This window comes from Candidatus Sulfurimonas baltica (assembly GCF_015265455.1).
GTDB lineage: Bacteria > Campylobacterota > Campylobacteria > Campylobacterales > Sulfurimonadaceae > Sulfurimonas > Sulfurimonas baltica.
In genome coordinates this window covers 1,247,397-1,273,215 of record NZ_CP054492.1, presented here as the reverse complement: position 1 = coordinate 1,273,215, position 25,819 = coordinate 1,247,397, and the positions used below count along the sequence as shown (strand labels likewise).

25 protein-coding genes, 1 tRNA gene and 1 other RNA gene are annotated in these 25,819 nt (G+C 33.4%); 3 read left to right on the top strand and 24 right to left on the bottom strand.

Translation table 11 applies throughout. The features are described from left to right. Positions 1 to 5: 5 nt before the first annotated feature. From HUE88_RS06400 to mobB, 5 genes are all read right to left on the bottom strand, one after another. Entirely contained in the window at positions 6 to 1,001 is a 996-nt protein-coding gene (locus HUE88_RS06400; protein ID WP_194372232.1) for a hypothetical protein, read from the bottom strand. Further along, positions 998 to 2,929: a methionine--tRNA ligase gene (gene metG, locus HUE88_RS06395; RefSeq protein WP_194372230.1), complete on the bottom strand. Its 1,932-nt coding sequence runs from the start codon at positions 2,927 to 2,929 to the stop codon at positions 998 to 1,000. The genes HUE88_RS06400 and metG overlap by 4 nt, the downstream gene beginning before the upstream one ends. An 84-nt stretch (positions 2,930 to 3,013) precedes the next feature. Next, a complete protein-coding gene (locus HUE88_RS06390; RefSeq protein WP_194372228.1) occupies positions 3,014 to 3,220 on the bottom strand; it encodes a hypothetical protein in 207 nt (68 codons plus the stop codon). Continuing rightward, positions 3,204 to 4,046: a class 1 fructose-bisphosphatase gene (locus HUE88_RS06385; protein WP_229860175.1), complete on the bottom strand. Its 843-nt coding sequence runs from the start codon at positions 4,044 to 4,046 to the stop codon at positions 3,204 to 3,206. The genes HUE88_RS06390 and HUE88_RS06385 overlap by 17 nt, the downstream gene beginning before the upstream one ends. 5 nt (positions 4,047 to 4,051) lie before the next feature. Next, positions 4,052 to 4,555: a molybdopterin-guanine dinucleotide biosynthesis protein B gene (mobB, locus tag HUE88_RS06380; protein WP_194372224.1), complete on the bottom strand. Its 504-nt coding sequence runs from the start codon at positions 4,553 to 4,555 to the stop codon at positions 4,052 to 4,054. A 97-nt stretch (positions 4,556 to 4,652) separates the two neighbouring features. Here mobB and HUE88_RS06375 point away from each other — a divergent pair, with 97 nt between their 5' ends. Continuing rightward, on the top strand, positions 4,653 to 5,123 hold the full coding sequence (locus HUE88_RS06375; RefSeq protein ID WP_194372222.1) for a hypothetical protein: 471 nt from the start codon (positions 4,653 to 4,655) through the stop codon (positions 5,121 to 5,123). Here the strand turns inward: HUE88_RS06375 and HUE88_RS06370 are convergent. The 9 genes from HUE88_RS06370 to rnpB all read right to left on the bottom strand — a co-directional run bounded on the left by HUE88_RS06370 (position 5,056) and on the right by rnpB (position 10,891). Beyond that, entirely contained in the window at positions 5,056 to 6,678 is a 1,623-nt protein-coding gene (locus tag HUE88_RS06370) for a lytic transglycosylase domain-containing protein (protein ID WP_194372220.1), read from the bottom strand. The two genes, HUE88_RS06375 and HUE88_RS06370, sit on opposite strands and share 68 nt — an antisense overlap. 4 nt (positions 6,679 to 6,682) lie before the next feature. After that, entirely contained in the window at positions 6,683 to 6,967 is a 285-nt protein-coding gene (locus HUE88_RS06365) for a YggT family protein (RefSeq protein WP_194372218.1), read from the bottom strand. Beyond that, on the bottom strand, positions 6,964 to 8,262 hold the full coding sequence (gene gltX / locus HUE88_RS06360; protein WP_194372216.1) for a glutamate--tRNA ligase: 1,299 nt from the start codon (positions 8,260 to 8,262) through the stop codon (positions 6,964 to 6,966). Before gltX ends, HUE88_RS06365 begins: the two co-directional genes overlap by 4 nt. Positions 8,263 to 8,360: 98 nt before the next feature. Continuing rightward, positions 8,361 to 8,435, bottom strand: a tRNA-Glu gene (locus HUE88_RS06355). Between the two features lie 93 nt (positions 8,436 to 8,528). Next, positions 8,529 to 9,074, bottom strand: coding sequence for a response regulator transcription factor (locus HUE88_RS06350; protein WP_194372214.1), 546 nt, complete (start codon positions 9,072 to 9,074; stop codon positions 8,529 to 8,531). A 131-nt stretch (positions 9,075 to 9,205) separates the two neighbouring features. Then, positions 9,206 to 9,415, bottom strand: coding sequence for a hypothetical protein (locus HUE88_RS06345; protein WP_194372212.1), 210 nt, complete (start codon positions 9,413 to 9,415; stop codon positions 9,206 to 9,208). After that, the gene (locus tag HUE88_RS06340) at positions 9,412 to 10,215 is read right to left on the bottom strand and encodes a glucosaminidase domain-containing protein (RefSeq protein WP_229860174.1); all 804 of its coding nucleotides are present in this window, start codon (positions 10,213 to 10,215) and stop codon (positions 9,412 to 9,414) included. The genes HUE88_RS06345 and HUE88_RS06340 overlap by 4 nt, the downstream gene beginning before the upstream one ends. A 36-nt stretch (positions 10,216 to 10,251) precedes the next feature. Next, positions 10,252 to 10,512: a hypothetical protein gene (locus HUE88_RS06335; protein ID WP_194372210.1), complete on the bottom strand. Its 261-nt coding sequence runs from the start codon at positions 10,510 to 10,512 to the stop codon at positions 10,252 to 10,254. Between the two features lie 44 nt (positions 10,513 to 10,556). Then, an RNA gene (gene rnpB, locus HUE88_RS06330) (RNase P RNA component class A) lies at positions 10,557 to 10,891 on the bottom strand. Between the two features lie 174 nt (positions 10,892 to 11,065). Here rnpB and HUE88_RS06325 point away from each other — a divergent pair. After that, positions 11,066 to 11,683 (top strand): TetR/AcrR family transcriptional regulator, encoded by a 618-nt coding sequence (locus tag HUE88_RS06325; protein ID WP_194372208.1) that lies wholly within the window; start codon positions 11,066 to 11,068, stop codon positions 11,681 to 11,683. Between the two features lie 92 nt (positions 11,684 to 11,775). On the opposite strand, the gene HUE88_RS06320 is transcribed toward HUE88_RS06325, so the two are convergent. The 10 genes from HUE88_RS06320 to mltG form a co-directional block, all read right to left on the bottom strand. Continuing rightward, a complete protein-coding gene (locus HUE88_RS06320; RefSeq protein ID WP_194372206.1) occupies positions 11,776 to 12,330 on the bottom strand; it encodes a 2-oxoglutarate:acceptor oxidoreductase subunit OorC in 555 nt (184 codons plus the stop codon). Positions 12,331 to 12,339: 9 nt separating this feature from the next. Continuing rightward, the gene (locus HUE88_RS06315) at positions 12,340 to 13,197 is read right to left on the bottom strand and encodes a 2-oxoglutarate ferredoxin oxidoreductase subunit beta (protein ID WP_194372204.1); all 858 of its coding nucleotides are present in this window, start codon (positions 13,195 to 13,197) and stop codon (positions 12,340 to 12,342) included. A gap of 1 nt (position 13,198) precedes the next feature. Further along, a complete protein-coding gene (locus tag HUE88_RS06310) occupies positions 13,199 to 14,332 on the bottom strand; it encodes a 2-oxoglutarate synthase subunit alpha (RefSeq protein WP_194372202.1) in 1,134 nt (377 codons plus the stop codon). Next, entirely contained in the window at positions 14,332 to 14,679 is a 348-nt protein-coding gene (locus tag HUE88_RS06305; protein WP_194372200.1) for a 4Fe-4S dicluster domain-containing protein, read from the bottom strand. The genes HUE88_RS06310 and HUE88_RS06305 overlap by 1 nt, the downstream gene beginning before the upstream one ends. Before the next feature lie 174 nt (positions 14,680 to 14,853). Continuing rightward, complete coding sequence (gene sucD, locus HUE88_RS06300; protein ID WP_194372198.1) at positions 14,854 to 15,726, bottom strand: succinate--CoA ligase subunit alpha; 873 nt, start codon at positions 15,724 to 15,726, stop codon at positions 14,854 to 14,856. A gap of 3 nt (positions 15,727 to 15,729) precedes the next feature. Beyond that, a complete protein-coding gene (gene sucC / locus HUE88_RS06295) occupies positions 15,730 to 16,902 on the bottom strand; it encodes an ADP-forming succinate--CoA ligase subunit beta (protein ID WP_194372196.1) in 1,173 nt (390 codons plus the stop codon). A gap of 34 nt (positions 16,903 to 16,936) precedes the next feature. Beyond that, positions 16,937 to 18,328, bottom strand: coding sequence for a class II fumarate hydratase (gene fumC / locus HUE88_RS06290; protein ID WP_194372194.1), 1,392 nt, complete (start codon positions 18,326 to 18,328; stop codon positions 16,937 to 16,939). A 1-nt stretch (position 18,329) separates the two neighbouring features. Further along, entirely contained in the window at positions 18,330 to 19,286 is a 957-nt protein-coding gene (mdh, locus tag HUE88_RS06285; protein ID WP_194372192.1) for a malate dehydrogenase, read from the bottom strand. 184 nt (positions 19,287 to 19,470) lie between these two features. Further along, the gene (locus HUE88_RS06280; protein ID WP_194372190.1) at positions 19,471 to 21,642 is read right to left on the bottom strand and encodes an NADP-dependent isocitrate dehydrogenase; all 2,172 of its coding nucleotides are present in this window, start codon (positions 21,640 to 21,642) and stop codon (positions 19,471 to 19,473) included. Between the two features lie 122 nt (positions 21,643 to 21,764). Next, positions 21,765 to 22,772 carry an endolytic transglycosylase MltG gene (gene mltG, locus HUE88_RS06275; protein WP_430733202.1) on the bottom strand — a complete coding sequence of 336 codons (1,008 nt, stop codon included), beginning with the start codon at positions 22,770 to 22,772 and terminating at the stop codon, positions 21,765 to 21,767. Between mltG and HUE88_RS06270 the strand changes: the two genes are divergently transcribed. Beyond that, entirely contained in the window at positions 22,696 to 25,815 is a 3,120-nt protein-coding gene (locus tag HUE88_RS06270; protein ID WP_229860172.1) for a YhdP family protein, read from the top strand. The two genes, mltG and HUE88_RS06270, sit on opposite strands and share 77 nt — an antisense overlap. Positions 25,816 to 25,819: the final 4 nt, after the last annotated feature.

The following is a 25,819-nucleotide window of genomic DNA, read 5'->3' as shown; positions in this document are numbered from 1 at the left end:
CAAAACTAAAAATCTAATGTTAACTGAGTCTGGTTTACGATAGGTCTGCTTAAAATAGATTTATCAACACCTACAATTAAAGCGAAGTTAAAACTGTTGTTTTTTAGTATCTCGATTATATCTTTTTCATTTTTGTACTTAAATATATTTTTATTATCTTCACACGCAATACTAAATGGAATAATAAAGATAATATTTGCCCAGGCAGCATTGCGCTGTAAAAATATCATCTCGCTATCTATTAAGCTCTCATTTGGCTCAAATATAAGAACTTTATCACTAGTTCCAAAATTTTTAATCTCAAATTTTTTATTTGTAAAAACCGCTTCAAAATGTTCAATTGGTGTAAATTTTCTAAGTCTAAAGTTTATTTTCAATGTTTTGTACAAATGGAAAAGCTCTTCAAGATATGGCATAAAAAATGGTGATATCAACTGTCTTTCATAAAAAACATCATCATATATAAAAGATGTCTCAAACAGTGTCTGTTCCATAATGTCAATAGGTTTAATGGCAGTATTAGGAAGTGTTTTTACATCTACAAACATATCTCTATTGTTTAGAGTAGGGCAGAATAAAATTGTAGTTTTACTCTCTAAATCACAAAGGGAGTTGTAAATGTATCTTATATCTCCGTTTAAAACAAAAAAATTCATTTGTGTTATTACCTGAAGAGCAAGTTTTAAGATTATTTCATTGCATTCATATACAGCAACCTCTTTTTCTATCATCTTAAAACGGAGTAATCTTTTTAAAGCATCATCTAAACTTGTAGCTTTTATCCAAGCTATTTCGCTGTCACTGATCTGCATAGGCTTATCAAAAACCACACCATAAGCACCATTTAAAATAGCCAAATCAACTTCTTTTTCATTGTATGCAAAAAAAAGATCACCTCTTTTTACCTTGGAAGCTTCAAAATTTATGTTCTCAAAATTATTTACACATGGTTCATTTACTAAAGATGCATGAGTAAGTGCTAAAAAATTTTCAAGTCTCATCCAATCGGTGTGCCTACTTTCTTAGGTTTTTCAGGTCTAACCAAACATAAACCATCTTCATCTTTAGCAGCAAGAAGCATTCCTTCTGACATCATTCCCATTAGTTTTGCGGGTTTAAGGTTTGCGACAACACAGACTTGTGTATTTAAAAGAGATTCGGCACTATAAAATTCTTTAATTCCAGCAACCACTTGTCTATTTCTTCCTTCGCCTAAATCAACCTGAAGTTTTAAAAGTTTTTTACTTTTTGGAACTTCTTCTGCTTCAACAACAGTTCCAATTTTTAATGATGTTTCAAAAAATTGACCTATCTCTATAAGGTTATCTTCTTCTTTATTGATTTCAAGCTCTTTTTTTTCATCTTTTGGCGCATTTGGTTGAGCTGCTGGAGCTTCAGGCATTAATGGCTCTTCTACACGTGGAAAAAGAGGGGGAACTATTTTAATATTAAATAATTTCAACAGTTTTTTATCTAAAATAAGCTCTTTATAGCTTGAGTTATCTATAGTGAAATTTAATGCATCAGCTATAATATTTGTTGTTTTAGGCATAACAGGGTGAAGCATTATAGAAGCTTTTGCTAAAATATTTGCAACTAAGGCGACTGTTGCTAGCGCCTCGTCTTTCTTCTGTTCTTTCATTTTTACCCATGGAGCATGTTCTTCTATTGCTTTGTTTCCAATAGCAAATAGTTTCCAAAGCTCTTCTAAATATCTGTGAGTCTGCATATTTTGCATAAATCCATCAAGATTACCCAATGCTTCGTCCATAGCATCAAGCTCTTTTTTATGATATTTAAGAACATCTACGCTATCTATCTCAAAATCAGAGTATTTTCCACTCATACCAATTATACGATTTAAAAGATTGCCCAAATCATTACTTAGTTCTGAGTTTATTCTATCTATGAATGCTCTTTGAGAAAAGTCACCATCTTGACCAAAAGGTACTTCTCTAAGCATAAAATATCTTAAATTTTCAACTCCGTAAGCATCTGCAACCTCTTTTGGAGAAACAACATTTCCCTTACTCTTTGACATTTTTTCGCCATCTCTTGTCCACCAGCCGTGTGCACCAATATGCTCAGGTAGTGGCAAGTCAAGGCTCATTAAAAATGCTGGCCAGTAAATAGCGTGAAAACGAAGAATGTCTTTACCAACAAATTGAGTTGAAGCAGGCCAGTATCTCATATTTGCATCATCTTTACCATAGCCTAACGCTGTAATATAGTTCATAAGAGCATCAAGCCAAACATACATAACATGCTTGTCATCATTTAGTGACTCTGGCATTTTAACGCCCCATGTAAAAGATGTTCTTGTTACCGAAAGGTCACGAAGACCGCCTTTTACAAAGTTAATTACTTCATTTGCACGAGAACGAGGAAGAATAAAATCAGGATTATCAGAGTAGTGTTTAAGAAGAGCATCCTCATATTTTGAGAGCTTGAAAAAATAGCTCTCCTCTTTTACAACACTAGTTGATCTTCCACAATCAGGACAAAATTCCCCGTCAACCAACTGAGTCTCAGGAAAAAAAGTTTCACAACTTACACAGTAGTGACCTTCATAAAAATCTTTGTAAATATCACCTTTTGCGTACATAACCTCGAAAGCTTTTTGAACACCTTTTTTATGGTCTTCATCAGTGGTTCTAATAAATTGATCATAAGAAATTTCAAATTCATCCCATAAATTTTTAAAAGTAGCACTAATCTCATCCGCAAATTCTTGTGTAGGTTTGCCATTTTTTTGTGCAGATTCTTCAATTTTTTGACCATGCTCATCAGTACCTGTTAAAAAGTAAGTATCCTCACCTTTTAACTTCTCATATCTAGTCATTGTGTCAGCTATAAAAGTAGTGTATGCATGCCCTATGTGAGCTTCGCCGTTAACATAGTATATAGGTGTTGTTATATATTTACTCAAAATTATTTTCCTTTAGTTTAATTCTTGTAAGCAACGAGTTGCGCGAGCTTTCTGTGGCTTTTACTACTTTTGCATTTAAAATGACTAGAACTCAAATCCACCAGTATCGCCCTTGGACATACTGTTGTAAACTGACTTAACATAATCAGTTCTTAGTTCACAGTTAAAATAGTGTTCACATTTGCTACAACTAATCAAGTCTTTGTTTTTTTGACAACTCTGTATTTTTATTACCATCTCATCAAGATGAAGTTCAAACTTATCTTTTTCTTGATTATCTATTTTTTGCATAAACTTCTTTTACTCTTGCAATTTCATACTTAGAGCCAAAAAAACATGCCGAAGTGTCATGGATACTTTTATGAGGAAGCGTCATTAAATCTACATGCCCATCTGTTGCCTCTCCTCCAGCAATTTTATATATAAAAGCAAAAGGAAATACTTCAAAAAGCTTGCGAAGTTTACCTTCTGGTTTATCAGCAGTGCCTGGGTAACTAAAAAGTCCGCCACCTTTAAGTAAAAGTTGATGTAAGTCAGGAACCATACCTCCGGAATATCTAAGACGGTAGCCTTCGCTAAAAAAACTATCTACTAGTTCTTTATGATATGGTTCCCAATTTTGCTGAGTTCCGCCTGGTGCGTTTATATTTCCTTTTTCTTTTAATCTAATCTCTTTAACAAACTCAAACTCGCCATCCTGAAGTAGGTGAAGTTTTGTTTTATGATGAGCAAATACCATCTCTACACGAGGGCCAAATACAACATAGCAAGCAGCAACCATATTTTTTGAGCCAAAAGAATTCTCATAAATTCCAAAAATTGAACCGACACTAAGATTTACATCTATAAGTGATGAGCCATCAAGAGGATCATAAGCGATATAATATTTACCAGCTTTATGCATTGGCATCTCATGCTCTTTTTCTTCACTTGCAATTGTGTGAATAGAAGCTACATTAGAAAACTCTTCCTCAATAATCATGTCACATTTTATATCAAGCTGAAGCTGAGTTTCTCCCGAACTATTCTCTATTTGTGAATAGCCTATATCTTTGGTATCTATCGCTATTTTAATTCTTTTTGCTGTTCTTTGAATTGCTTCGAATATATCAGTCATTTGCTTTACACCTCTTTTGCATTTTTTAGTATCCACGATATTACATTTTCGCAGTCGTTTATATCTAATATTTCTATATTTTCTGGTAGATTGTAGTTTTTCATATCAACGCTACTGTCTGTCGCGAGTGCATCCATATATGGAAAATAATCACTATCTAAAGAGCCTCTAAACACACTTATCCTTGGAAGTTGTAGATTTTTGAGCCCTTCAACTAATAATATATCAAACTTATCAAATAGCCTAATCATTTCGTCCAGCTCTTTTTGTCGCTGAGAGAAATAAGTTGTGCGATAAGGTGAAGTAACTATAACTTCCGCTCCAGCATCACTAAACTTGTAACTATCTTTCCCTTCAACATCAAAGCGAGCTTTGTCTTTAGGGTCATGTTTAATAATCGCGACCTCTTTTCCATACTCATGAATAAGCTTTCTAGCCACTTTTAAAATAAGGGTAGTTTTGCCACTGTTGGATGGACCTGTAAACGCAACTGCTAATCTTTTGCTCAAAATTACATCTTTATTTAAATTTTAAGTGATTATACAAAATAGTCATTAAAAGCTTGTTTAATAAGATATAATTCTACCATTATTTATAGGAATTACAATGAAATATTTTTATTTATTTTTTATTTTTTTAATACTTTTTACAGGTTGTTCAAATAAAAATGCTTTCACTGAGTTTAATATGAGCAAAGAGCAGGAACTAAGTGTATCAAGCCTGCAAAGTAGTAAAGTTATTTCTAATAAAGGGGAAATTAGTGGCGTTTTTTCAGCTATTTATTTAAATGAAGTTTACCCTGAATCATTTAAAGATAATGAATACTTTTTTGTTTACATGTATTTAAAAAAACCTTTAGAGTCTGAACCGGACTTAAAACTTAATTCAAAACCACCAACTAAATTGCAAGAACTACCAAAAGATAATAAATTTTCTCATCTAGTCTCAATAAAAAGTGATTGGAATAAATACTATATGGCCACTTTTTCAAAAGATAGCAGTGAGATTATTAACCTTGTTTTCGAAATCGATCAGTCATCTTCGGCTGCGTTAAGATATCAAAAAGATGAGCAATAGAAATCTCCTCTCCCATAACTTTTTTATACATAACATAATTAGCTAGAACTCTTTTACCGTATTCTCTACTTTCGCCATTAGACATCATCTCCATGCTTAAAAAAGGTTCATATTCACCTTCGCTAAAACTACCTTTTAGTAGATGCTTTTTAAAAAATCCCATACCACCATTATATGCATAGGCCAAAAACAACGGATGATATAATGATTTCTGCATCCATTTTATATGCGCTCTGGAGTATCTAATATTATTTTCTGGCATAAACATCTCGTCATAGTTTTTAATTGGTTCTCTAATGCGTTTGCTGATATCATCTGTCACAAATGGCATAATCTGCATTAGTCCAAGTGCATACGATCGAGACAGAGCAGATGGAATCATATTACTCTCTTGTCTCATAAGCGCATAAACCAAAGCTTTAGAGTCCAAGCTTAAACCTTCAAGATGTTTATCGTATGGCATTACGTAACCGTGAATATTGTATTGGTTGGCCTTTTGAATAATAAGAGCCTGAACAGGTAACATTTCCTTTTGTTTATAGAGTTCTACAAGGTTAAGAAGTTCATCTTTTTCTGTATTTCTTATCTCTTTTAATATTTTATCCCATTCAAATGGATCTAATAAACTTTTTTTTGAAACCTCACTGTTTGTCTTAAGTGAAGTAAAATAATTTTTAAAATCTACACTCATTTTTTCTCGTGCGTAAAGCGTGTATATATTAATATCCATACTCAAAAGAAGCTTATTTAAGTAATCTTTATCTTTTGTGATTTTGTATAACCAAAAATTATTTTTATCTACATCTATTTTATGTTTAGCTTGTGAGCGAGATAGTTCAAAATACCGTACAGCAGAGTCTATCTCTGAATGACGTAGGCTGTTTAGCGCTAAAAAAAAGTTACTTTTAGAGTTTAATTTTTCACCATCAATATAAAATAAAGATTGCTGAAGCTTGTCTAGCTTGTCATCATGTATAACTGTTTTAATAAACTGTGAGATTCTCCAAGATGATGTAAGTGAGTCTAGAAATTCTTTATCGAGCGATATATTTAAATATTTTCTTCGATACCTATATCCAGTATTATTAAATAATGTTAATATTGTATTGGCGTCGTAAGACTTATAGTTTGCAGTGGAGTGTTTTTCATTTAAAATATTTAGTACTTTTGCTTTTGGCTCTGATTTTAACCTTTTTGCTAAAATATCTCTTTGATAGTTTGTGAAATTTAAAGCCTTATATGGAGAAAAAGCGAGCTCTAGACACTCTGTGTCTCTTATTCTAAAAAGATCTGACCTTTTTTTACAAGAAATCTCTTTCTTAATTTCTTGATTTTTAGTTTTTTTTGCATAAGCGTACAGTAATTTACTGTTTTTTTTATTGTTTACTTGCTGATAAGCCTTATCTGCTTCATTTGAGTTAATATTTTGCTTTAGATACTGCCAAATCATAAAATCTTTAGCACGACTAGCTGGTTTTGACTCTATATCTTCAAGTGTTATTTTTGCGTAAGCACTTGTAAACACAAGAGAAAAAACAAGAAAGTGCTTAATCATTTTATTAAATAGCGTGAAGCAATGAACTCAGAAGCACTATAATTACTTGCAGTGCTACAATTATAATTAAAGGTGCCAAGTCTAAGCCATTAAAATTTGTCTTAATGATTTTTCTAACAAAAGCATATGCAGGATTTGTTATTCTGTGTAACAACTGTACCACCGGATTATAAGGATCTGGATTAACAAAGCTAAGTAAGGCAGTTATAATAACAACCCAAATATACACATTTATAAGTCCTACAACTAGCGAACCAAGACCCTGTATTATTTCAATAAGTATATTCATTTAACAATCTCCCCTATATAATTTTTAAGATATTTATATATCTCAGCAACATCTGGACCATTTCCAGCACCTGTTAATATAAAACGAAGAGGTTTAAAAAAGTCTTTACCTTTGAGTCCTGACTCTTTCATTATATGGTTTTTAAAGTCATTGTATTCTTCAAAGTAGGGTGCACTTTTAATAGTTTCTATCATTATTTTAGCTGAGGCTGAGAACTCTTCTGGAATAATTTTATCAGCAAAAATAGGCTCTATTTTAGATCTCAATTCTTTCGTTGTTCCTGCCTCTTCTAAGTAAACTCTTGCAAGTTCACCTATTTCATTATCAGCAAAACCAACATACCTTGATAACTCTTTAGCATCAAGATTTTTAAGATGCTCTCTATTTATATGTTTAAGCATGTCAATATCAAAGCGAGCAGGGGATTTAGATATTTTCTCTAAGTCAAACCAATCAATAGCTTCTTTTATATCAAAAATTTCTTTCGGTGGTTTATTTCCTATTAATATTAAGTAGTTTGCAATAGCATCTGGTAGATACCCCTCCTCAAGAAGCCACTTAACGCTTGATGCATCATCTCTTTTACTCATTTTTTTGCCACTATCGTTTAAAATAATAGGCAAATGAGCATACTCAATTTCTTTCTCATAACCAAGTGAATTTCTAATTAAAGCTTGCTTTGGTGTATTACTCATATGATCTTCACCACGAATAACGAGAGATATATCACTTAACATATCATCTACGGCGCAAGCAAAGTTGTATGTAGGTGTTTTATCTTGCCTCATAATAATAAAGCTGTCTACATCTTTTGGCTCAAAACTAACGCTACCTTTTATATAGTCCTTAATAACTATTGTTTCATCTGGTTTTTTGATTCTAATAGTAAATGGATTCATATTGTCTATAACAAGTTCATCAGGTAAATTTCTACATGCATCATCATATCTATATGGATTTTTATCTTCTTTGGCTTCATTGCGCTTTTTATCAAGCCACTCAGAAGAACAAAAACAGCTAAATGCTTTTTTGTTATGTATTAATTGTAAAGCCATTGCTGTATGAAAACGTGCATTTTCACTCTGATATAATACTTGAGAGTATTCTATACCAAATAAAGCCAACACATCAAGTATCTCTTTGTCCTTACCTTCTATATTACGTTCTTTATCTGTGTCTTCAATTCTAACTATAAGCTCTTCATTTCTTTGTTTTGACACAATATAATTAAATATAGCAACTCGAAGGTTACCTATATGCATATCACCAGTTGGACTAGGCGCAAATCTTAACATTAAAAATCCTAAAAATTATTTTTGTGATTCTATCCTATTTTAGCTAATAGTTATATTTGTAAAAGTTTTATTTTTGATTGTTTTTTGAAAAAAGAAAGTGGTGACCCCGAGGAGAATTGAACTCCTGTAACATGGATGAAAACCATGGATCCTAACCGCTAGACGACGGGGCCACTTAGTAATATCAATTACTGAGCCGGAATTATATAGATTTTTATCTTAAAAAATTATAAAATTGCTCAAACTCAGTAAAATCTATTGTAGATTTAGTTGTAAAAACTTCGAAGAGCTCTTATTATAACAGCATTTTTAGAAATACTTTCAGCTTTTGCATTTTCATTAACTATTTCATAAAGATCTAGAGGAAGTGAAATAGAAAACGTTTTAGTCTCTATTTTTTTCTTTTTATTAATCATTGACATAACACTCGTAAGTAATTCAATAATTTTTTTAGTATCTATTGGTTTTTGGATAAAACTATTTACCCCAACCTCAATAGACTCAGATATTTTTTCAATGTCATTACTTGCAGAGATAACAATGATTATCTGAGTAGGGTTAATCTCGCGAATTTTACGAGAAAGTTCAATTCCATCCATTCCGGACATAATAATATCTACGAAAACAACATCTGGAGCTGATTTCAGATAGGCATTAAGTGCATCTTCACTATTAAAGTATGATCCTACAGTTGAAAAAAAGTTTTTAAAAGTTGAGCTCAAAAGTTCATTAACAACTTTTTCGTCTTCAACAACCATAGCAGTTAGTTTTTTAGTTTCTTGTGTCAATTGAACCAAGTCTACATTTGACATAATAAATCCTTGTTTTAAAATATTAAAGAATTATAGCAGATAATTGGGTAACAAATGAAACTAAAATAGTACAAATAAGATTTATCCTTAACAAAATGACACGAAAGAGGGGATTAACTTAAAATAATATGTCAATTTTCATGTTTTTTAAATTTTTCTAACCACTCTAGATCAGGCTCTTTTGAATCCTCTTTTTGATACAGCAAAGAATCTATAATGCTAACAAGTGTCTTTTCATCCATAAACTCTAACAAATTAGGATTTATTGATGTTTTATCGATACCACTATATGCATTTAATAGATTTTGTATATCTTGTATAAGTTGTTCTTTTTTATTCATTTATTGCTCCATACTTTGTTGAAATCATTTTTTTCATTGAATATGTCTGTTGTCAGCTCTACTAAGCCAGTTTTTTTCATTATATATTTTGCTTTTTTAGGCCATGCTTTTCTATAATTAAACGAATGTGGATGGCCTCCTATAATATCAATGAATTTTTCATTTACAGCAGGGTCAAATAGTATAGATATTCCATTATTTAAGACTTTTTTATTGAGCCAGACTCTTGCATCTCTAAATACCTTAACCTTAGACTTTCTTACAATCCACCTTGATGCAAAATCATTTAAACATTCTCTGTATGCTTTTTGCTTTAGTTTTTTATCATATTTTAACAATTCTAATTTTTTTGCAGTTCCAGCATACGGGTAAGGTCTATAATCTCTTTTTAGACTTTTAGCTCTTTTTTTCCATAATAAATCATTTTCACTATGATTTTTAATAATTTTTTTGTCATAAACAATTGTTTTACTAAGTTTGGAATAGGGCAGATAAAGACTTGGAAGCTCTTTATCTCCTGAAAATGCCCCAAGACTAAGTATATTTCCTGTTATTTGTGAAACATAACCTCTGCCATATCCAGATTCAAGACCTGCGATTGCCATAATTGCTGCTGGTGGAATCTGATGCTTAATCCCTATCTCTATAGCATCCAAACATATCTCTGAATAGAATTTTTTTACATGCTCATATTTCCGATAAGGATACTGACTTGAAAACAAAGCAGTACTAAAAAATAGTGTTGCTAAAAACAGAGGTGTAAAGTATGAAATAGAAGTTTTCTCTACATTGGTTAACATAATGTATATTCTCTTGAAAATAATCCTGACTCTATTCTATTTAACAAGTGGAGAATTAGATATTGCTTTTTCAACTTCTGAAGAATCTATGCCATCTCCATGAAGCATAAGCTCTATATTGCCATCTTCACCACTTACTTGCATGTCTTTAATTTTTTCTTTCGTCTCTTTAATCATACATTCGCACTTGCCACTTTGACATCTCTCAACCATTTCAAGCACATTTTTTTTCTCTATAGCACCACTAAATGTTATCTTAACACCATCTTTTTGTGCTTCCACATTTGCTTTTTTCATATTTTATCCTTTGTAGTAATTAATATTAAATAGTATATATCGATATAGTAGGCACAGCTATAAGCCGAGTTTTGTTTAAATAGCATTAATCTACATCACCATTTGCATAGTGCGTCTAGCGAAACAGTAGCATTTAAGACGCTGACCACCTGTTTCTTGCTGCCATGTTGGGTTTACAAGCTCTCTATATTGCTATAAAGACTGGTGGTCTCTTACACCACCCTTTCACCTTTACTACATCTAGTGAACTAAATGCAGAAGTCTACTCTCTGTTGCACTTTCCCTCGTATTACTACGGCCATTAGTTAAATGGAACACTGTCTTATAGCAGCTCGGACTTTCCTCTTGTATTGCTACAAGTTGCTATCTGCTGTACCTATGAAATAATACTAATTTTTTCCTTTAAATCAGTTTTTTATTAAATGAACAAACGTTCTTCTTGGATTAGAATTGTATGAACAATTGTTCATTTAAAATAAGCTTATATTAACAAGTGTTCATGTATAATACTATTAAAATTAACAAGTGTTCACATACTTGCAGGAGGTCTATAGTGCCCAATAATACGACAGTTCAAAAGAAAACGAATACAAAGCAAAAGATATTAAAAGTATCCTCCACCCTATTCTCAGAGCATGGCTATAAAGGTACAAGTGTTAGAAAAATAGCCTCAGAAGTTGGTATAAGAGAGAGTGCTTTATATAATCACTTCAAAAATAAAGAGGAGATATTCTTAAGTGTTGCCAAAGAGATATTTGCTTCACCCTTCTCTGATTCTAATGAAGATATAAAAGAATCAGCGATGAAAGGAAAAGCTTTTTTACAGAAGTTTGCTATGCAGTATAAGCTTCTTACATTTGATAAAAACAACGAGAATATGTTTAGACTACTCATGATAGAGCTTTTTGCGAATAAAGAGCTCAGAGAGCAGTTTATGGATGAATTCCATACTCAAAATATAAAAACACTTTCAGAGGCTTTCTTTGTAATGATGCAGAACGATATAATACGCTCTTCTGATCCAATGATGGTTGCTTATGAGTTTTTATCCACCCTATTCTATATTAGACTGCAGATAACGCTTATGAGGTTTGATAATAGCTCTACGAACAACATGTCAACACAGTTTGAGAAACATGTAGAGTTTTTTTGGGAGAGCATAAGAGTATAATACTAGTTAATATAATTATAATATTAACTAGTATTAAAGTAAGTTTTAAAAAAAAGACAACCTATTACAGGCTGTCTTATAAATAGAACTAATTAAGCCATAGCTTCTTTAGCGTATTTTTCACCAAGCTCATAAGCTTTTTTATTTACATCGTGAACTTTAGCTGGTACTTTTGAAAGCATTGTAGCAATAAGAGTTTCTTTATCAATAGCATTCATCATAGTATTTGCAATAGCAAGTGCAACAACAGATTGAGTAATTACATTACCAACCTCTTCCTTGGCAATAGTAATAATAGGAATCTCATGAATATTCCAAGTTTTTCTATCTTCATCAGTTGGATGAACTAGATTTGGATCAACAACAATTGTTCCGCCTGGTTTAACACCATTCTTAAAAGAGTTGTAGCTTACATCTGCAACAGAAAGCATAAAACCAATCTCACCATCATTTGCATATGGATAATAAATTTCTTCATCATCAAGTTGAATATCAACAACAGTTGGTCCACCACGAACTTGTGATGTATATGTTGCAGTTTTTAGTCCATTTCCGCCAGTTTTAATTTTTGCAGCTGCAAAAATTTCACCTGCAAGAAGAACACCTTGTCCACCAACACCTGTAAATCTCATTAATGTTTTACTCATAGTGTCTCCTTATATTTTTTTCGCAAAGTCATCTTGAGTTATTGCTTTTCTCAGACCTTGATGAACTTTTTGAATCTCTGCGTACATGTCACAATACTCATCTGCTTCTGTATCTTGCTTTAAGATACCAGTTGGTAATATATTGAGTTGCTCTTCTGGCGTCATAAGGTCATATTTCTTCTTAGGAGCAGTAATACTGTCAATCCACTCTAAGTTTTCCATAGCAGAAACCATCTTATTTTTTCTACCAAGATTAATATGACAGTTGGAAAGCACTTCCATCATTGAGAAACCTTTGTGTTCCATCGCTTTAATAAGAACTTTTTCTAACTTTTTAGGGTCAAGCATAGTCTCACGAGCAACAAACGAAGCTCCAGCAGCGATAGCTAAATCACATGTATCAAAAGTTGGGTCAATATTACCAACTTTTTGAGTTACTGTCCACATACCTTTTGGTGTTGTTGGAGAAGTTTGTGAATTAGTTAAACCATAGATAAAGTTGTTAATAATAATCATAGTCATATCTATGTTTCTTCTACAGCCATGTATTGTATGATTACCACCAATAGCAAGTGCATCACCATCACCAGCAACACAGATAACCATTTTATTTGGTCTTGCTAATTTAATACCAGTTGCATAAGCTACTGTTCTACCGTGAGTTGTGTGAACTGTATTAAAATCAACATAAGAAGAAAATCTTCCCGAACAACCGATTCCAGAAACAACACATACATCATCTTGCTTTATGCCCATTTTTTCAATTGCTCTAACGAATGCCTTAAGAATAACACCATCACCACAACCCCAACACCATAGTGTTGGCATCTTTTGAAGTCTTAAATATTTTTCATAATTAAATGCCATCTTATAATTCCTTTACTTTAGTTACTATCTCATAAGGAGATATTGGTCTACCATTAACTTTAAATAAACCTTCAATATCAAGTCTAGCAGCTGCTCTTTGAATTTCACTATGGTATTGACCAATGTTAAGCTCAACAACTAAAACTTTGTCAATTTTATCAGTATGCTCTTTTATTTTAGCAGCTGGTGAAGGCCAAATAGTTATTGGTCTGAATAAACCAGCTTTTATTCCCTCTTTTCTAAGGTGTCTGATTGATTCTTTTGCAGCCAGTGAAACAGAACCGTAAGCGATAATCATAATTTCTGCATCATCCATCATAAATTCTTCATAAGACTCAAGTTCATCTTCATGAAATGCCACTTTGTCTTCTAGTCTTTGGATTAGTTTTCTACAAGTTTCAATCTCTTCAGTTGGAAAACCATTTTTATCATGATGCAGACCTGTAAAGTGGTATCTATAACCTTCAAACATCGGATTAAGAACCGCTGGTTCATCATGTTCACACTCATATGGAAAATAATCTTCTGGTGCTCCATCAAATCTTTTTCTTGGAACAATTCCAGCTTTAACATCTTCAACAGTTGGAATAACTGCTTTACCATGCATGTGACCGATAGTCTCATCTAGTAAAACGATAACTGGTTGCATAAATCTGTCAGCTAAATTAAATGCTCTTACAGTCTCAGTATAGCACTCAGCTAATGAACCTGCACATAAAGTGATTGATTTATAATCACCATGTGATGGGTTTTTAGACTGAAGGATGTCACCTTGAGAAACACGAGTTGGAAGACCAGTTGATGGACCACCGCGCATAACATTTACACAAACCAAAGGCACTTCTGCCATTTGAGCAAGACCTAAGTTTTCAGCCTTTAAAGACATTCCTGGACCTGATGTAGCTGTTAGTGCTCTATCACCAGCCATTGCAGCGCCGATAACAGCACAAATACCGGCTATCTCATCTTCCATCTGAATTGCTACCCCACCAATCTTTGGTAAAAGGTCAGAAATTTCGTGCATAACTTCGCTTGATGGTGTTAATGGATAACCACCAAAAAACATACAGCCTGCATCAACTGCTGCAATTGCCGCTAGTTCATTACCTGTAGATATTACTTCTCTAGTTGCCATTATTTAGCTCCTTGGTTTAGTGACATATAATTATTAGCAATAATAGCTGCTTGTCTCTCTTTTGCTTCATCAGTAAGTTTAGCAAAGCTAAAACCTGCAGCTTTATACTCTTTTGAGTCTGCTACATAAATAGCAAAGTCGGGACACGTAAGTTCACACTCATTACAACCAATACAAGATTCAGGGTGATCAATTGAAATCATTGCACCAAGAGTTGATGTTGATTCATATTTCATACCAAGCACACCTGAAGGACAGACTGACACACAGATGTCACATGCTTTACAGTTGCTTGTATTCACCCATACAGGTTGGTTACCTGGGTTTACAGTTTTAAAAGTTCCCATTTATTCTCCTCATTTATTAATGTATAAATTGTCTATACTGTGTCAATGTTTATTTAAACACTAACTTTTTTCATAAACAGATTAACTAAGTTTAATTAATATAGCTCTGAATTGTGCTGCTGTCGCCTTGTAAAAACAAATAATGTTACCTTACGGGGCTCGCACAAGAGTAAATTACTTAGCTAAAAGTTCTGCGATAGCTTTTCCAATTTCAGCAGGTGAAACAACCACTTTTACTCCAGCAGCTTCGAGTGCTTCCATTTTTTCTTTTGCTGTACCAGCACTACCACTAACAATTGCACCTGCATGCCCCATTGTTTTACCTTTTGGTGCAGTTTGACCAGCAATAAAAGCAACTACAGGTTTAGTGATTTGCTCTTTGATTAGCTTAGCAGCTTGTATTTCAAGATCACCACCAATCTCACCAATCATAACAATTGCATGAGTATCTGGATCTGCTTCAAACATTGGTAAGATTTGCATATATGAAAGACCAATAATCGGATCTCCACCAATGCCAACTGCTGTTGATATACCGAAACCTTCATTACAAACTTGATTAGCACCTTCGTAAGTTAATGTACCAGATTTTGAAATAAGACCAATATTTCCTTTTTTGAAAATAGAACCTGGCATAATACCAATCTTACACTCTTCAGCAGTAATAATACCTGGGCAGTTTGGCCCGATAGTCATCATACCATGCTTTGTAGCGTGAGCTTTAGCAGCTTGCATATCTTTAACAGGAGCCCCTTCAGTGATTATTACTGCAAGAGTAATTCCAGCTTCAGCAGCTTCCATTACAGCGTCACCAACAAATGCAGGTGGAACAAATATCATAGAAACAGTAGCGCCAGTAGTCATTACGGCATCGGCAACAGTATTAAATACTGGTTTACCTAAATGTTCTTGACCACCTTTATTTGGTGTAACGCCACCAACAATTTTAGTACCATATGCTAAACACTGCTCAGCGTGAAAAGTTCCCTCTTTACCAGTGAAACCTTGAACGATTACTTTTGTATCTTTATTTACTAAGATTGACATTAATTAGTTTCCTTTCGCTGCCGCTACAGCTTTAGCTGCACCGTCACCTAAATCATTACCAACGATAAGGTTAGCAATATTTGCATTTTTAAGAATTTCTGCTGCTTCTGGAGCATTTGTTCCATCAAGACGAACAATAACTGGAACATTAACATCAGTAAGTTTAGTAGCTTCAATAATACCATTAGCAATACGATCACAACGAACAATTCCACCAAAGATATTTACGAAAATAGCTTTAACTTTTGGGTTTTTAAGGATTATCTCAAAACCTTTTGCAACAGTCTCTGCATTAGCTGAACCACCAACATCAAGGAAGTTAGCAGGTGTTCCACCCATGTAGTTAATAGTATCCATAGTTCCCATAGCAAGACCAGCACCATTTACCATACAACCAATTTCACCATCTAGAGCAACATAAGAAAGGCCATACTTAGCAGCCTCTACTTCATCAGCATCTTCTTCAGTTAAATCTCTCATTGCTGCAATTTCTGGTTGACGTCCTAGAGCAGAGTTATCAAACCCCATCTTTCCATCAAGTGCAATAAACTCGCCCTTACCTGTTTTAACAAGTGGGTTAATTTCTATCATCTCTGCATCATTTTCCATATATAGTTTGAAAAGTTTATGTGCAAATTTGATAATATTTTTTTGCTCATCTGGATCTGTAAGACCAAGACCAAATGCTAATTTACGACCATGAAAGCTTTGAAAACCAATGGCTGGATCAACAGGAATTGTTATAATTTTTTCAGGAGTATTTTCAGCAACATCCTCAATATTCATCCCACCCTCAGTTGAAGCCATAATTAAAGGCATTTCAAGTTTTCTATCAAGAACAACTGATAAATATAATTCTTCTTTAATATCAACACCATCTTCAATATAAAGTTTTTGAACTAATTTACCTTCTGCTGTTGTTTGGTGAGTCACCAAAGTCATACCAAGAATTTCATTAGCTAACACTTCTACTTCTTCAAGAGACTTAGCAAGTTTTACACCACCGCCAAGACCACGACCACCTGCATGTATTTGAGCTTTAACAACCCATATAGGACCACCTAATTGCTCTGCAGCTATTACAGCATCTTTAACGCTCTCAACCATTATACCTTTTGGTATTGGAACACCATATTTTTTGAAAATCTGCTTCGCTTGATATTCATGTATATTCATTTATTCTCCTTATTTTAAAGTGGGCACAAAGCAGTTAAGCTTTAGGTGCAATCATATCTTCTGGTACAACATACTTATCAAACTCTTCAGCCGTTAAAAGACCAAGCTCGATAGCTGTAGCTTTTAATGTTGAATTGTTTTTATGTGCTGTTTTAGCAATTTTTGCTGCATTATCATAACCTACATATGGATTAAGTGCTGTTACAAGCATTAGCGAATTATGTAAAAAATGATCTATCTTATCAGCAACCGGCTCTAGCCCAACAGCACAATGATCATTAAATGAATTAATTGAGTCTGCCAATAAACGACATGATTGTAAATAGTTATATGCAATAACCGGCTTAAAGACGTTTAATTGAAAATTTCCCTGTGAAGCACCCATTGAAATAGCAACATCATTGCCAAAAATCTGACATGTAACCATAGTTACAGCTTCAGCTTGCGTAGGATTTACTTTACCTGGCATAATTGAAGAACCTGGCTCATTTTCAGGAATAGTTATTTCGCCAATTCCACAACGAGGACCAGATGCCAACCATCTAACATCATTAGCGATTTTCATCATGTCTGCAGCCAATGCTTTTAATGCACCATGTGAATATACAAGTGCATCATGCGAAGTAAGTGCATGAAATTTGTTTGGAGCAGTAATAAAATTGTGTCCTGTAAGTTCTGTTAGTTTTTTAGCAACTCTTTCACCTAATTCTGGATGAGCATTAAGTCCAGTTCCTACAGCCGTTCCACCTAGAGCAAGCTCACGAACTGCTTCTAGTGAATCTTTAGCCATTTTTTCACACTTGTTAAGCATTTCTACCCAACCGCTAATCTCTTGACCTAATGTAATCGGTGTTGCATCTTGAAGATGTGTACGACCAATTTTAACAATAGATTCAAATTTTACAGATTTTTCAGTAAGGGTAGCTTTTAATTTTGCGATAGCTGGAAGAACACGTGTCTCAACAGCAATTACTGAAGCTACATGTAGAGCTGTAGGATAAGTATCGTTTGAAGATTGTGACTTATTAACATCATCATTAGGATGAACTAATTTTTCTATTCTAAAATCACCACCAAGTATTTCAGTAGCGCGGTTAGCAAGAACTTCATTATTGTTCATATTTGACTGTGTACCAGAGCCTGTCTGCCATACAACTAAAGGGTAATTACCATCCAATTTACCAGACAGCATATCATCTGCTGCCAAAGCAATAGCATCTGCTTTTTTAGCGTCTAATTTACCAAGATCTTTATTTACTAGTGCAACTGCTTTTTTTAGATACGAAAATGCTCTTGTTATTTCATAAGGCATAGTCTCTTCACCAATAGCAAAATTTTCAATTGAACGCTGTGTTTGAGCAGCCCAATAAGCATCAATTGGAACTTCTATCTCACCCATTGTGTCTTTTTCTATACGTGTACTCAAATTATTTTCCTTCAAAAAATTTATTTTCATTAAGTGTATTTATTAACTCTTGAACAGAAGCACAAGAATTTTTAAACATCTCTTGCTCTTTCTCATTTAAAGTTACTTCTATAATTTTTTCAGCACCATTTGCTCCCAGCATAACAGGTACGCCAGAAACTACATCACTGTATCCGTATTCACCTTCAAGGTAAACAGCACAAGGATGAATCTGCTTTGTGTCTTTTAATATTGCTTCTACCATTATTGATGTAGACTTTGCCGGAGCATAGTAAGCTGAGCCTGTCTTAAGGTGTCCAACAATCTCTGCACCACCATGACGAGTACGAGTTACAATCTCTTTAATCTCATCATCACTTAAAACATCAGTAAGTGGCACACCAGCTACAGTAGAATAACGAGGCAAAGGAACCATATCGTCACCATGTCCACCCATAACGGATGCACGAATCTGACCACCGCCATATCCAAGTTTTTCTTGAATAAAAGCGGCCATTCTTGAACTGTCTAATATACCAGCCATACCGATAACACGACTTCTGTCAAAACCACTCTCTTTTAGTGCTACGTATGTCATAGCATCTAAAGGGTTAGAAACCATAATGATTATAGCGTTAGGAGAGTATTTAGCAATCCCAACAATAACTTCTTTTGTAATATTTGCATTAATCATAAGCAGGTCATCACGACTCATACCTGGCAATCTTGGGCTACCTGCCGTAACAACAACTACATCACAATTTGTTAAGTCAGACATCTCTTCCGCAACACTAACAACTGTATGACTTCTAACAGCTGATGCTGCTTGACTCATATCGAGTGCCTTACCGCGAGCAACATCAATTTTGTTGTCACGAAGGATTATCTCATGGCAAGATCCAAGCATTGCTAGAGAGTAAGCTACTGTAGCTCCAACATTTCCAGCACCTACTATCCCTACTCTTTTTCCTTGACTCATATGTACTCCTCAGTATAAAATATTATGATATTTTAAACAAATACACTTAAAAGATATGTGCTAACACATAAAATTTAAGTATATAAATATCATAGTAAAGACTTATTTTGCCTTTTTTATAAAACTAAAAAGTTTCATAAAAAAAGAAAATACTAAGAGGGACTCACCCTCTTGGTATGTAATATTATATGCTATCTATGATAGCGTTTAGTGTTGCAGATGGTCTCATCGCAGCTTCAGCTTTCGCATCATCTGGATGGAAGTAACCACCGATATCTTGAACTTTGCCTTCAACAGCAAGTAACTCAGCGATAATTGTATCTTCATTTTCAGTTAAAGCTTTTGCTACTGGAGCAAATTTAGCGGCTAACTCAGCATTTTCACCTTCAGCAAGTGCTTTAGCCCAGTATTGAGCTACGAAGAAGTGAGAAGCTTTGTTATCTGGCTCACCACATTTTCTACCTGGCTCTTTGTTGTTGTCTAGGTAAGCATCATTTGCAACATCAAGACCAGCAGTTAATGCAGCAAGTTTAGAATCATTGTTTTTTTGACCGATAAATCTTAAAGACTCAGCAAGTGCTAAAATCTCACCTAGTGAATCCCAACGAAGGTGACCCTCAGCTAAGAACTGATCAACGTGCTTAGGAGCCGATCCACCAGCACCAGTCTCATATAGACCACCACCAGCTAATAAAGGAACGATTGAAAGCATCTTAGCAGATGTTCCAAGCTCTAAAATTGGATACATATCTGTAAGGTGATCACGAAGAACATTACCTGTTACAGCGATAGTCATTTTACCTTCACGAACACGAGCATTTGTAAAACGAGTAGCGTTAGTTACATTCATGAATTGGATATCTAAACCAGTAGTATCAAACTCTTTAAGGAATGCATCTACTTTGATTTTAACTTGTACATCATGAGCACGGTTTTCATCTAACCAGAAGATTGCAGGAACGTTTTCAATTCTTGTTCTCTCAACTGTTAAACGAACCCAGTCTTTGATTGGAATATCTTTAGTACGAGACATTCTCCAAATATCACCAGCTTCACACTCAAAACTCATAAGAACACCATCAGCGCCTGTCACAGTAACAGTACCAGCTTCTGCAAGTTCAAAAGTTGTTGGATGAGAACCGTACTCTTCAGCTTTTTGAGCCATAAGACCGATATTTTGCATTGTACCCATAGTTGAAACATCGTACTGACCATTTTTAACACAGTCAGCTACCATCTCAGCATGAAACATAGCATAAGTAGAATCAGGGATAACTGCAACACACTCTACAGCAGCACCAGTTCTATCCCACTGCTTACCACCTTCACGCACAACTACTGGCATAGAAGCATCAATAATTACATCGTTAGACGCGTTAAAATTAGTTGTACCTTTATCAGAATCAACCATAGCTAGTTTAGGAGAGTCAGACTCTAATACAGCTAAGAAGTCAGCTTTAATTTCAGCTTCTTTTGCATGACCTTTGATTTTTTTCTCTAAATCAGACATACCCTGATTAGGATTAACTTTAAGTTCTGCAAATGTGTCTGCATGTTTAGCAAATACATCTTTAAAGAATACAGTGAAAGCATGACCGAACATAATTGGATCAGAAATTTTCATCATTGTTGCTTTAAGGTGTAGTGACCATAAAACATCATTTGATTTTGCATCTTCAATTGTTTTTGCATAAAAATTATTAAGTGCAGCAATTGACATGAAAGTACCATCAAGAATTTCACCATCAATAGCATTAACAGATGTTAATTCTTTACCGTTAAGTGCTATAGTAACTTTTTGTGCTTTTGCAACAGTAACTGATTTCTCATTACCAAAAAAGTCTCCATTTCCTTCCATATGTGCAACATATGATTTAGGATTTTCCGGGAATGCTCTAAGTTTGTGAGGATTCTTTTGAGCAAATTTCTTAACTGCTACTGCAGCACGTCTGTCTGAATTACCTTCACGTAAAACAGGGTTAACTGCTGAACCTAAACATGTGCTATATTTAGCTTGAATAGCTTTTTCATCAGCATTTGCTGGATTTTCAGGATAGTTAGGAATATCATAACCTTGGCCCTGAAGCTCTGCAATACAATCTTTAAGCTGACCAACAGAAGCTGATATATTTGGAAGTTTAATAATATTTCCATCTTCTTGCAAAACAACTTCACCTAGTTTTGAAAGTTCATCTTCTGCAAGACCCATTGCAGCTAAAACTCTACCTGCTAGTGATATATCACTAGTAACTACTTCAACGCCTGCTGCTTTAGTAAAAGCATTTACGATAGGTAATAACGAATACGTTGCTAAAGCTGGTGCTTCATCAATTTTAGACCAAATAATTTTTGACATTTTCTGTCCTTAGGTTAATATTTGTTTTTGCTAGTTAACATTTACGCTACAAAAACTTATAGTGACATACTACCACTAAGATAAATAATATTTAGCTACCTTCCATTATTTATAAGATGTATTTAGTTTTTGTTTCTTTTAGTAACACGCTTAATGTTGCTCAGATGTGTAGAATAGTTACGCGAAAAATCATGGGTTCCATTATTTGATTTCATAAAATATAAGTATTCTGTCTTAGCAGGAAATATTGCTGCTCGAATAGCATCAAAACTTACATTACAAACCGGAGACGACGGAAGTCCCTTATTCACGTATGTATTGTACGTAGATTTATCTTCTCTTATCCTTTGAGGTGATACTTTTACATGTGAATATTTACCATAATTGAGAGTTCCATCCATCTGTAGTTTCATATTTTTTTTAAGCCTGTTATATATAACAGAACTTACCAATGACATCTCTTCAATACTAGCTGATTCTTTTTGAATAATTGAGGCAACTGTTACAAAATGAAACCATTTCTTTTCATTGTAATTGCCAAATAATTTAATAGAGAAATTTTTCATCTGATTAAGTGACTCAGCAAGCAAAATTTTAATTATCATTTTTTCAGTTATTCCAATAGGCAAATAGTACGTATTTGGAACAAGAACGCCTTCTACATGTAAGGCTTGCAAATCATACTCTTTTTGCAATACTGTTCTATTTAGTTTCAGATTTTTTGCCAACTCATCTAAAAAAATGTATGTTGTTTCTCCAGGTATTAAAGTTATTTCTTGAAGCGCTGCCTTTGCAGTTGTAAGCTTGTATAGAAAATCGCCTCTTGTACTGTGTGTTGTTCCTATGTTTATCCATCCACTTTGAGGGGAGCCTATCACTCTTAATAACAGTGAATCAAGTTTACTTACATTATAATTTTTATCACTCAAATGTGTTATAATCTTATTAATAGAACCTTGAGGTATATAGATGACTTTTGGGGAATTTATAGGCTTATTTAGGTAATACATGAACGACACAATTATTATTAATACTATTTCAAAAATCCACTTCATGCTAATTAGTGTTCTCTCTTTCATTTTATTAACACTTTCTATAATATTTATACTTCTGCAAAATGGGCTGTATATAGATGATATATCACTTCCAAATATTAAAGTTAAGAAATTATACATTAAATGGGATGAAAAGCTAAGTGTAGTTATAGAAGAATTTAATGTTGTTAAAGAAAAAAACAGTAAAGATTCTAAGATAGACTATGAGATGTTTAGAGAAGTCTTAAAAAGCACTGTATATATTGATAGCTGGTTTGAAAAAATTATTATAAAAAAAATATCATTTAATGATGTGGAAGGCTCTTTTAGATATATTGACGGTGGAAATGGTTTTTTATCTGCATTTTCTCCTACCTTCTCGCTTGAGAGTTCAATGTTCTTTGAGTCACATATGTTTAACATCAAAATAGATAAATTTACAGATAAGAAAAGAGATATTAATGCTAGTGGAAACCTAATCTTAAATACTATTGGCAAGATAGAGTTGGCTGTTTCATTAAACTTAGACATAAGCAGTGACACAAATTTAAGTATATATGCAATAAGTGATACTGAAAAACTTTCCTATAGATTAGAATCTTCAAATAATATAAAAAATAGCAGATATATTGTCGATATGTTTAATATGAATCCTAGCGTCAAATACTGGGTTTACGATGCTATTGAGATGTCAAGTCTATCAATTAGAAGTGCTTACGGTTGGCTTGAGTATGACAAAGTAGACGAAACGTATCTAAACTTACATGTTAAAGCTACTGCAAATGATTTGAAATACACCTATGATAAACAACTGGAACCCGTAAATACGCTTTATACTGATTTGGAATTTAAAAATGGCATACTTTACATAAAACCTCAAAACGCGTTTTCGTATGGTTTTTTTCTTGATAAAAGCTGGTTGAAAATTGATTTTTCTAAAAAAGAGGAGCTACTTTCACTCTACCTACTATTTAACGGCAAAGTTGACAAAGGGTTGTTAAGCTTACTAAATAGATATAAAATAAGATTACCGTTTATACAAACAGAAGGTGAAGTAGCTACAAATCTGGAACTAAATATCAATCTAAGATCAGCACAAGTTACAGCAGTTGGTGACTTTTATGCAAAAAAAGGGCAAATAGACTACCTGGGTTTAAATATAGATGTCTTTGATGCACATGTATTATTAAATAACTCATACATTACTATAAATAATATGCTTGCGAAGTATAAAGACATTGCAACTTCACATGTAGATATGTATTTTAATGCTCGCGAGTCTTCTGGAATCTTAGATTTTAGAGTTGAAAAGCTCTCTTTTAAAGAGAAAGGTTTAACACTGCGAAATATTCCAGAGCCTCTACATGTAGCCTATTCTATTTCACCACAAAATTATTATCTAACTATTGACAACTCAAATTGGATATTTAAAAATGAACTTTTAAAAGTTTCTTCAATGAAAATACCTTTTGATATGGAAAAATTAACGGCTCAAATTCCTATCACTTTTGTAGAGGTTCCAAAAATTGCAACAGCTCTCGTGTCGGGCAAAATTTTACTAAAGTCTGCTAAGGCTAATATGAAAATTGACTTACTAAAATTAAACTATAACAATATAAAGTTAGGCCAATCACCGGCATCTGTAAATGTTTTTTATAATAATGGTTTCACCATATCTTCAAAAGAAAAAATCACTTTGGATATTGATAGCATTGACTACACTTTTAATAATGCTAAGGTGAATATAAATTCAGATAACATCATTGTAAATAATCTCTCGCTTAATATAAGTGATAAATTAAAATCAAAGATTAGTGCTGTTTACAATTTTAAAAAATCAATTGGTAACGTAGATGTTCATAGTGTAGAGTTTGCAAACTCTACACTAGGCGAAATTTTTAAGTCTGACAAAACCATACAACTAGATGTAGAATCAAAAAATTCAGAAATAAAGATAGCTTCCAAGGAATACGATTTAGATTATACGATGAGTAATAATGAATGGAAGTTGAGATTTAATTCTTTAGAGAAGATAGCTGAAAATTCCAAAGCTCTAAAAGAGTTTGGCTTGACTAATGGAAATTCTACAATCATTAAAAAAGAAAATGATAAAAATATAAAATTTTCAGTAAACAGCGAATACAAATATAAAATTTTAGTAAAAGACAATGTACCCATAAAAAACTATACTGTAAACGGGGAATTGCAGAGTGAAAACGGGAAACTCTCTCTTACAGTAAATGACTCCGTTGATGTAAGTATAAATGATTATATAACAATTAAAGCAGAGAGTGTTGGTATAAATATCAATGAAATTCTAAACTTCATATCTGACAAAAACAGCTCAACCAAAAGCGGAAGCAATCTAAAGTTATCACTAACAGCTAGAAATTCATATATCTATTTCAATAAGGATAGATCTGCGGTCTCTGACAATATTAATCTTAAGTACAAAAACAATATTGTAACTGCAAGCCTAGCACACAAAGATGGAAATGCCAACTTTAAGTTCAGTGATGGAAACTTTCATTTGTATGGAAAAGATTTTGGTGATATTTTTATGGACAATCTATTTGCTCGCTCGAAGTTCAAAGGTGGTATTTTAGACTTTGCAATAAATGGTAGACCGGATAAGCATAATGGTATGATTTTTGTTAGAAACACTACTATACTTGATTATAAGATTCTAAATAACATACTTGCATTCGTTAACACTATTCCATCTTTAACTACATTTTCATTACCTGGATACAATAATAGCGGACTGGCTGCTGAGAGCACATATATGAGTTTTGTTTTTGATGAAAACATATATACAATTAGTGATTTATACCTAAAATCTAAAGAGATTGATATCATCGGCAAAGGTAATGCCAGTATAAAAAATAACACTATCAATATAGATTTGAACTTGAAAACTGATCTAGGGAGTGCAATATCTAAAATACCGATAGTAGGATATATATTGTTAGGCAAAGACAGCATCTCTACTTCTTTAAAAATAAGAGGAAAATTAGACAATCCAGAAGTGACAACTCAAGTAGCAAAAGACATAATGGTAGCACCACTGAATATTTTAAAGAGAACTCTGATGCTTCCGTTTGAGCTTTTTAAAAGCGGTGATGATAAAAAAGAATAACCTG